Origin of the sequence: Rhizobium sp. IBUN (assembly GCF_000510625.1) — a bacterium.
Taxonomy (GTDB): domain Bacteria; phylum Pseudomonadota; class Alphaproteobacteria; order Rhizobiales; family Rhizobiaceae; genus Rhizobium; species Rhizobium altiplani.
The window spans coordinates 432112-441042 of the sequence record NZ_AZNV01000001.1 but is presented as its reverse complement, the minus strand read 5'-3'; the positions used below and the strand labels follow the sequence as shown (position 1 = coordinate 441042).

General features: G+C 62.1%; 9 protein-coding genes. 1 reads left to right on the top strand and 8 read right to left on the bottom strand.

What is annotated here, in order from left to right:
- The coding region (locus RHIBUN_RS0102055; RefSeq protein WP_025658215.1) for a transposase at positions 1-172 on the top strand (172 nt) is incomplete at its 5' end.
- 223 nt (positions 173-395) lie between these two features.
- On the opposite strand, the gene RHIBUN_RS0102050 is transcribed toward RHIBUN_RS0102055, so the two are convergent.
- The 8 genes from RHIBUN_RS0102050 to soxR all read right to left on the bottom strand — a co-directional run bounded on the left by RHIBUN_RS0102050 (position 396) and on the right by soxR (position 8912).
- Positions 396-638, bottom strand: a complete 243-nt coding sequence (locus RHIBUN_RS0102050; protein ID WP_025658214.1) for a formate dehydrogenase subunit delta — start codon at positions 636-638, stop codon at positions 396-398.
- Positions 628-1455: a formate dehydrogenase accessory sulfurtransferase FdhD gene (gene fdhD / locus RHIBUN_RS0102045; RefSeq protein WP_025658213.1), complete on the bottom strand. Its 828-nt coding sequence runs from the start codon at positions 1453-1455 to the stop codon at positions 628-630. Before fdhD ends, RHIBUN_RS0102050 begins: the two co-directional genes overlap by 11 nt.
- The gene (gene fdhF / locus RHIBUN_RS0102040; RefSeq protein ID WP_025658212.1) at positions 1455-4334 is read right to left on the bottom strand and encodes a formate dehydrogenase subunit alpha; all 2880 of its coding nucleotides are present in this window, start codon (positions 4332-4334) and stop codon (positions 1455-1457) included. The genes fdhD and fdhF overlap by 1 nt, the downstream gene beginning before the upstream one ends.
- A 4-nt stretch (positions 4335-4338) precedes the next feature.
- The gene (locus RHIBUN_RS0102035; RefSeq protein WP_025658211.1) at positions 4339-5895 is read right to left on the bottom strand and encodes an NADH-quinone oxidoreductase subunit NuoF; all 1557 of its coding nucleotides are present in this window, start codon (positions 5893-5895) and stop codon (positions 4339-4341) included.
- Positions 5892-6371 carry a formate dehydrogenase subunit gamma gene (locus RHIBUN_RS0102030; protein ID WP_025658210.1) on the bottom strand — a complete coding sequence of 160 codons (480 nt, stop codon included), beginning with the start codon at positions 6369-6371 and terminating at the stop codon, positions 5892-5894. Before RHIBUN_RS0102030 ends, RHIBUN_RS0102035 begins: the two co-directional genes overlap by 4 nt.
- 170 nt (positions 6372-6541) lie before the next feature.
- A complete protein-coding gene (locus RHIBUN_RS0102025) occupies positions 6542-7435 on the bottom strand; it encodes a LysR family transcriptional regulator (RefSeq protein WP_025658209.1) in 894 nt (297 codons plus the stop codon).
- A 170-nt stretch (positions 7436-7605) separates the two neighbouring features.
- Positions 7606-8376, bottom strand: a complete 771-nt coding sequence (locus tag RHIBUN_RS0102020) for an SDR family oxidoreductase (protein WP_025658208.1) — start codon at positions 8374-8376, stop codon at positions 7606-7608.
- A 71-nt stretch (positions 8377-8447) separates the two neighbouring features.
- Complete coding sequence (soxR, locus tag RHIBUN_RS0102015; protein ID WP_025658207.1) at positions 8448-8912, bottom strand: redox-sensitive transcriptional activator SoxR; 465 nt, start codon at positions 8910-8912, stop codon at positions 8448-8450.
- Positions 8913-8931 lie beyond the last annotated feature (19 nt).

Sequence of the window (8931 nt, the reverse complement as noted above, 5' to 3'; positions counted from 1 at the left end):
GGAGACGGTCGAGCGCTCGTTTGCCGATGCCAAGCAGCTTCACGGGCATCGCTATGCCCGCTTCCGAAGTCTCACCCGTGTCGCATGCCAGTGCCTGCTGGCCGCAGCCGCCCAAAACATCAAGAAGATCGCAATGGCGCTCACCAAGCCACCCAGACCAGCCATGGCATGAGGGCCAGAGACCGCCAACTTCGCCGCGCCGCAGAACCCAACTTAAAACAACCAACGTCCAAAAAAACAAACCCGCCGAAAATATCGACGGGTTTGTCAGCGGTCTGAGCCGCCTGGAGGGCGGCCTTTTTGTTGATGGTGTACTGGCAGGAAACTGTGGCGGCACACCGGCCGGACTCGGGCGCTGGCGTCGATACCCAGCGCAGTCTCCACCATTCGAGATCTTAGTTGGCGCTGGCCGCCGGCTCAGGCCGTTTGATCATAGGCGCGGCCTGGACAACAAGCGGACTGAGGCCATTGCCCTCCCGCTCCATGATCTCGAACAACTGCCGCCGCATGCGCGGTTCCCAGAACTTGTTGATATGCGTCGCCACGCCCTGCGCGGCTTCGCTCTCCGGTTGGGTCTTGAAGAAGGTCGCGATCTGGTTGGCCATATAGACGAGCTTGGACTGCGTATCATGCGACATCGGATATGCTTCCCGGATGAATGCGGTGCGGATGCGTGAAAATTTCGAAGTCCTCGCCTCGCACCAGGGCGACGAGGGTCATGCCGGCCTCCTCGGCGGTACGAATTGCAAGAGCAGTCGGTGCGGAAATGGCAACGAGGACGGAGGCGCCGAGGATTGCCGCCTTCTGCACCATCTCGACGGACAGGCGGCTGGTAACGGCGACAATGCCTTCCGCGCCGGATTGCCGTTGCCGAGTGATCGCGCCACACAGCTTGTCGAGCGCATTGTGCCGGCCCACATCCTCGCGCACCGCCAGCAGTCCCTTGCCCGGCACATAGAAGCCGGCGCCGTGCACGGCGCGCGTCTCGCGATGCAGCGGCTGCGCACCGTTCAGCAGCGAAATGGCCTGAACGATATCGCGATGAGTGACTTGGAGCGACACATCGGCGACGTCAGGAACCTTGCGAACGGCCTGTTCGATCGACTCGATGCCGCAGAGCCCGCAGCCGACCGGTCCGGCCATGCTGCGTCGGCGGGCTGTCAATGCGGCGGCGACCTCGTCGACGAGAGAGATCTGGACGTCAATGCCCTTCTCGCCATTGACAATCTCAATTGCTGCGATCTGCCCGATGTCGGAGATGATCCCTTCCGTGAGACTGAAGCCGATGGCGAAATCATCGAGATCGCTGGGCGTTCCCATCATCACCGCATGCGTGCTGCCGCCATAGGAAAAGGCGATCGGCACCTCCTCCGGAACGATCCGCTCGCCGGGCATGAGAACACCGCCGCTGCGGGCGGTGCGCTTCACGGCAAGGCGGGTCGGCCGGTCACTCATCACTCGGCAGGCTCCAGTTTGCCAACAATGCGGCGGCTTTGGCGTGCCTGCTCATCGTAGTCGCGCTGCCAATCGGTCGGGCCGTTGGACGGCGAGACCTGTACCGCCGTCACCTTGTATTCCGGGCAGTTCGTCGCCCAGTCGGAGAAGTCGGTGGTGATGACATTCGCCTGCGTGTCCGGATGATGGAAGGTCGTGTAGACGACGCCGGGCGCGACGCGATCGGTGATCAGCGCACGCAACGTCGTGTCGCCCGAGCGGCTCATCAGCTTCACCCAATCGCCATCGCGAATGCCGCGCTGTTCGGCATCGTGCGGATGGACCTCCAACCGGTCTTCCGAATGCCAGACGACATTTTCGGTGCGGCGCGTCTGGGCGCCGACATTGTACTGGCTGAGGATGCGGCCCGTCGTCAGCAGCAGCGGGAAGCGCGGTCCCGTCCGCTCATCGGTCGCGACATATTCCGTGCGGATGAACTTGCCCTTGCCGCGGACGAAACCGTCGACATGCATGATCGGCGAGCCCAGTGGATGTGCCTCATTGCAGGGCCACTGCACGGAGCCCACCTTGTCAAGATAGTCGTAGGAGACCAGCGCGAAGCTTGGCGTCGTTGCGGCGATCTCGTCCATGATCTCCGAAGGATGCGTGTAGTTCCAGGGAAGGCCCATGGCCTGCGCCATCTTCTGCGTCACCTCCCAATCGGCATAGCCGTTGCGGGGACTCATGACCTTGCGAACGCGGTTGATGCGGCGCTCGGCATTGGTGAAGGTGCCGTCCTTCTCAAGGAAGCTGGACCCCGGCAGGAAGACATGCGCGTAGTTCGCCGTCTCGTTCAGGAAGAGGTCGTGCACGACGACGCATTCCATGGCGGCGAGGCCGGCCGCGACGTGCTTGGTATCGGGGTCGGACTGCAGGATGTCTTCACCCTGGACGTAGAGGCCCTTGAACGATCCGTCGACCGCTGCATCCAGCATATTCGGAATGCGCAGACCCGGCTCGTTACTGATCTTGACGCCCCAGAGCTTCTCGAAGATGTCGCGCGTCGCGTCGTCGGAGATGTGGCGATAGCCAGGCAGTTCGTGCGGGAAGGAGCCCATATCGCAGGAGCCCTGCACGTTGTTCTGGCCGCGCAGCGGGTTCACGCCAACGCCGGGGCGACCGATATTGCCGGTGACCATGGCGAGGTTGGCGATCGCCATGACAGTGGTCGAACCCTGGCTATGCTCGGTAACGCCGAGGCCATAGTAAATCGCGCCGTTGCCGCCGGTGGCGTAGAGACGCGCCGCGCCGCGCACGAAATCGGCTGGAACGCCGGTGAACCTCTCCGATGCTTCGGGGCTATGATGCGGCTCGGCGACAAAGCTTGCCCAATCCTCGAACTCTGACCAGTCGCAGCGTTCGCGAATGAAGGCTTCGTCAAACAGCCCCTCGGTCACGATGACATGCGCGAGCGACGTCAGGATCGCGACATTGGTGCCGGGCTTCAGCGGCAGGTGATAGGAGGCTTCGACATGTGGCGAACGCACGATGTCGGTGCGGCGCGGGTCGATGACGATGAGCTTGGCGCCCTGCCGCAGCCGCTTTTTCAGGCGCGAGGCAAAGACCGGGTGTCCATCGGTCGGGTTGGCGCCGATGATGACGACGACATCGCTCTTCTCCACACTGTCGAAGTCCTGTGTGCCGGCCGACGTGCCGAAGGCCTGGCCGAGGCCGTAGCCTGTTGGAGAATGGCAGACGCGGGCGCAGGTATCGACGTTGTTGTTGCGGAAGCCGGCGCGCACCAGCTTCTGCACCAGATAGGTTTCCTCATTTGTGCAGCGAGACGACGTGATGCCGCCGACCGAGTCGCGGCCATACTGATACTGGATGCGGCGGAATTCCGAGGCGACATGCGCGAAGGCCTCGTCCCAGGTCACTTCGCGCCAGGGGTCGGTGATCTTCTCGCGGATCATCGGATTGAGGATGCGGTCCTTGTGGCTGGAATAGCCGTAGGCGAAGCGGCCCTTGACGCAGGAATGGCCGCGGTTCGCCTGTCCGTCCTTCCAGGGCACCATGCGCACCAGTTCTTCGCCGCGCATCTCCGCCTTGAAGGAACAGCCGACGCCACAATAGGCGCAGGTCGTGACGACGGAATGCTCCGGCTGGCCGATCTCGATCACCGACTTTTCGATCAGCGTCGCTGTCGGGCAGGCCTGGACACAGGCGCCGCAGGAAACGCATTCGGACGAGACGAAGTCCTCGTGCATGCCGGCCGAAACACGCGAATCGAAACCGCGTCCTTCAATGGTCAGCGCGAACGTGCCCTGCACTTCCTCGCAGGCGCGCACGCAGCGCGAACAGACGATGCACTTTGCCGGATCGAAGGTGAAGTAAGGATTGGACTCGTCCTTCGGCGCCCATTTGAGATTGAGATCGCCATTGTTGCGCGCCTTGACGTGATTGTCGCCATCATAGCCGTAGCGCACGTCGCGGAGACCTACGGCGCCCGCCATGTCCTGAAGCTCGCAATCGCCGTTGGCCGCACAGGTCAGGCAGTCGAGCGGATGGTCGGAGATGTAGAGCTCCATCACGCCCTTGCGGACATCCTTCAGCCGGTTCGTCTGTGTCGAGACCACCATATCAGGTGCAACTGGCGTCGTGCAGGACGCAGGGAGACCCGCCCGCCCCTCAATCTCGACCAGACAGAGCCGGCAGGAGCCGAAGGCATCCATCATGTCGGTGGCGCAGAGCTTCGGGATTTCGATACCCGCATCCATCGATGCGCGCATGACGGACGTTCCCTCGGGCACCGTCACTTGGTTGCCGTCGATGGTGAGCGTCACCATGGTTTCGGAGGTCGAGGCCGGCGTGCCGTAGTCTATTTCGTGGACAAGAGGCATGGTCTTACTCCGCCGCTTCGATAAGAGGTGTGGGAACGAAATCTTCGGGGAAATGCGTCATGGCGCTCATGACGGGATAAGGCGTGAAACCCCCGAGCGCGCAGAGCGACCCGAACTTCATGGTGTTGCATAGATCGGCAAGCAGCTCGCGGTTTTTTTCCGGCTCGATGCCGCGGGCGATCTTGTCCGTCGTTTCGACGCCGCGCGTCGAGCCGATGCGGCAGGGCGTGCACTTGCCGCAGCTTTCGACGGCGCAGAACTCCATCGCGAAACGTGCCTGCTTCAGCATGTCAGCACTCTCGTCGAAGACGACGATACCCGCATGGCCGATCAGTCCGTCCTTGGCAGCGAAAGCCTCGTAGTCGAATGGCGTGTCGAACAGGGAGCGCGGGAAATAGGCGCCGAGGGGACCGCCGACCTGAACCGCCTTCACCGGCCGCCCGGATGCGGTGCCGCCGGCAATGTCATCGACCAGGTCGCCGAGCGAAATGCCGAAAGCCGTCTCGAACAAACCGCCATGCTTCACGTTGCCGGCGATCTGGATCGGAATGGTTCCGCGCGACCGGCCGAGGCCGAAGTCGCGGTAATAGGCCGCCCCCTTGTCCATGATCACGGGCACGGAAGCGAGCGAAATGACGTTGTTGATGACGGTCGGACAGTCGAAGAGGCCCTTGTGGGCCGGCAGAGGTGGCTTGGCACGGACGATACCACGCTTGCCTTCGAGGCTGTTGAGAAGCGCCGTCTCCTCGCCGCAGACATACGCGCCCGCGCCGGTGCGGACTTCCATGTCGAAAGCCTTGCCAGAGCAGAGAACCGACGTGCCGAGAATGCCGGCGCTGCGGGCAATATCGATCGCCCGGCTCATCGCCGCGATCGCATGCGGATATTCCGAGCGGGTATAGATGAAGCCCTTCGTCGCGCCCGTTGCAAGGCCCGCGATCGCCATGCCTTCTATCAGTACGAAGGGATCGCCTTCCATGATCATTCGGTCGGCAAAGGTGCCGCTGTCGCCCTCATCGGCATTGCAGACGATGTATTTGCGATCACCGGGAGCGTCGAGCACCGTCTTCCACTTGACGCCCGTCGGGAAACCTGCACCACCGCGGCCACGCAGGCCGGAATCGGTGACTTCCTTGACGACATCGGCGGGCGACATCGAAACCGCGCGACGCAAGCCGGCGAGGCCGCCGTGAGCCTCATAGTCATCGAGGGAAAGCGGATCGGTGATGCCGCAGCGGGCGAAGGTCAGGCGCGTCTGACGCTTGAGGAACGGAAGTTCCTCGACCTCGCCAAGACAAAGGGGATGATCGGCGCCGGCAATCAATCCGGCATCAAACAGCGAAACGACGTCCTTTGTCTTCACAGGCCCATAGCCGATGCGCTTGCCCGAGACCTCAACCTCGACCAGCGGTTCCAGCCAGTGCATGCCGCGTGAGCCATTGCGCACGATCTTGGCGTCGAGGCCGCGCGCCACAATCTGCTCGGAGATCGCCTTGGCCACATGCTCGGCGCCCAATGCCATGGCCGCGGCGTCGCAGGGAACATAGATCCGGACGGTCATCGGCGTGCCTCCGAAATCAGCGCCTCGAGATCGGCGACATCCACCCGGCCATGAACCTCGCCATCCATCATCGCGGACGGCGAGCAGGAACAGAGTCCCAGACAGAAGACGGGCTCGAGGGTAATTGCTCCATCCGGCGTCGTACCGTGCCAGTCGATGCCGAGGAGCGCCTTAACGCGTTCGGCCAGCGCATCGCCGCCCATCGATTGACAGGCCTCGGCACGACAGAGCCTCAGCACATGCCGGCCGGCGGGATGGTCGCGATAATCGTGGTAAAAGGTAACAACGCCGTGCACCTCGGCACGCGAGAGATTGAGTTCCTTCGCAATGACAGGCAGCGCCTCCTGCGGCACATGGCCGAACTCATCCTGGATCCCGTGCAAGATCGGCAGAAGCGGACCTTCGAGATGCTTGAACTGATCGATGATCGCGATGGTGCGCGTTGCGATATCGCCTTTGGCGACATGGATATTCATCAGCAGCCCTCCCACGGCCTGCACATTGCGCGTCGCGGGCCTGGGGCAGGCGGGCTTTCCTCAGAACCCTATGACCGACAGAACCGCTCGCGTCCGTTCATTATAGAACTTTCTCAGGGATGGACGAAGCGATCAATAATGCTGTTCCGTCAGTCGATAGGAGATTCCTATCAAAAATCGGGGTCTTCAGCGAGAATCCGAGCCTCATGCAGCAGGGCGGAAACCAATGGCGTGAACGGTTCACGATGCGTCGCAACCAGACCAACAAGATGATGTGCCCGCGGCTCGGTGATCGGGATCATCCGTATTTCGGCCGGAAAACCGAAGGATTTCGCGACATTGCGGGGCATGATGCTGGCCCATCGCCCGGTTCGGACGTGCGAGAAGAGCACGATCATCGAATTCGATTCGAGCGTCGGATGCGCCGTGATGCCCACTTCCGCCAGATGCTGGTTGATGATACGGCGGTTTTGCATGTCCGCGGTCAATAGACAAAGCCGAAGATCGCCCACTTCCTTCCAGGTGACGCTGTCGCGCTCCGAAAGAGGGCTGCCGGCGGCGGTGATGAGATTGTAGTGCTCGGCATAGAGCGGCACGCTGGTTACTCGTCCGAGCGGCTCGTTTTCCAGATAGGTGATGCCGGCATCGATCTCGAGATTCTCCAGCATGCTAAGCACTTGCAGCGAATTGCGCGATACGATGGAAAAGGTCACGTCAGGATGACGCTCCTGAAACGGCGTCGTGATACGCGGCAGCATGGCCAACGCCGTCGGGATTGCCGCAATCTTTATGTGTCCCGAAAGGCCCGTACGCGCCGCCCGCATCTCCTGGCGCATCGTGCGGGCATCGCCGACGATGCGCCGCGCCCATTCGAGCACGCGCTGGCCCTCGGGTGTGAGCCCCTGGAAGCGAGAGCCGCGCTGCACCAGCATGACGCCAAGCTGATCCTCGAGCTGACGAATGGCGGCTGATAACGTCGGCTGCGAAATGCCACACTCTTCCGCGGCGCGGCCGAAGTGCTTCTCGTTGGCGAGCGCGATAAAAAATTCCAACTTATCGATCATCCGGCCTCCTCCCCGAATTGCAGCACAGCGTCATCTTCACGCTCGGGGAAGCGGTCCGCAAGGCCGGTTAACTGCCTTGTGTTCTCGAAAACGTCGCGAACAGAAAATGCAGCAGCAAGGTCGTGTCCGAATGAGCGACGCTGGGAGAACACCTCAAGAAGGGTCCCTCGTCAGCAGATAAGTTGGCCACCATTGATCTCCAGCACCTGCCCGGTGATGTAACCGGATAGAGAAGGCGCCGAAAGGAAGAGATAGGCGGGCGCGCAATCTTCCGAGGTCCCCAATCGCTGCAAAGGAATGGTCTTGCGGGTCTGCTCCAGCTTTTCCGGCGACGAGTACCGTTGGTGAAAGTCGGTCTCGATCGTTCCCGGCGACACGCAGTTGACGCGAATGTTGTCGGGTGCGAGTTCCCTTGCCAGCGCCTTCGAATAGGTAGCGACGAAGGCTTTCGACGCCGAATAGATCGCCGAACCGGGGCTTCCCCCCGTCAGCGCGGAAATCGAGACCGTGTTGACGATCGACGCTTCCTGCGATGCGCGGAGCGCCGGCAGGAGACCACGCGTCACCTCGACAACCGACGTCTGGTTCAAACGCACGATCGCTTCATACTGTTCGTCGGTCAGCACACCGGCCGGAAAGCGACCGACCATGGTGCCGGCGTTGTTGACCAGCACGTGGATCCGCTCGAACGTTGCGAGGGCTTTTTCGGCAAACGCGCTGGTGCCGCCCTGTGTCGAAAAATCGGCGGTAACGAGAAAAGCTCGCCGGTCTTCCTCCGCCGTCAGCAGGAAATCCGGCAAATCGCGTGCGGCGCTGCGCCCGAGGTGCACCAATACCCTCGCTCCGCAGTTGAGAAACTGCCGCGCCACCTCCAGGCCGATGCCGCGACCGCCACCGGTGACAACCACGTTGCGGTTTTCGAACAGCTTGGGGTGAAACATCCAGTCCTCCACGACGTGAGCGAGCTGTTTGCAGCTCTTGCATTGTTCTGATGCCGCGCGGGGAGCGCTGCCTACTCGTCGGTTTCCAGCAGGCGCGGACCCGGCCCATCTCTTGCTAGCCGATCATAGGGATTGCGCAGCGGGCAGCTTTCAACCGAGAGGCAACCACAGCCAATGCAATCCGTCAACCTGTCGCGCAAGGCAACGAGGCGATGGATGCGGGCATCGAGATCGTCCTTCCAGAGGGCCGACAGGCGCTGCCAATCCGTAGCAGTCGGCGTGCGGCCCTGCGGCAGCGTATCGAAAGCGGCCTGGATCTCCGCCAACGGAATGCCCACGCGCTGCGCCACCTTGATAATGCCGAGACGGCGGAGCACGTCGCGACCGAACCGGCGTTGATTGCCACGAGAGCGGATACTCGAGATGAGGCCCTTTGCTTCGTAGAAGTGGAGTGCAGATACGGCAAGGCCGCTGCGCTCGGCAACTTCGCCGACGGACAGCAGCTTCCTGAATGGATTGCTGGAGCCTTCTTCCACAGTCTCAGCCTCAAGTTTA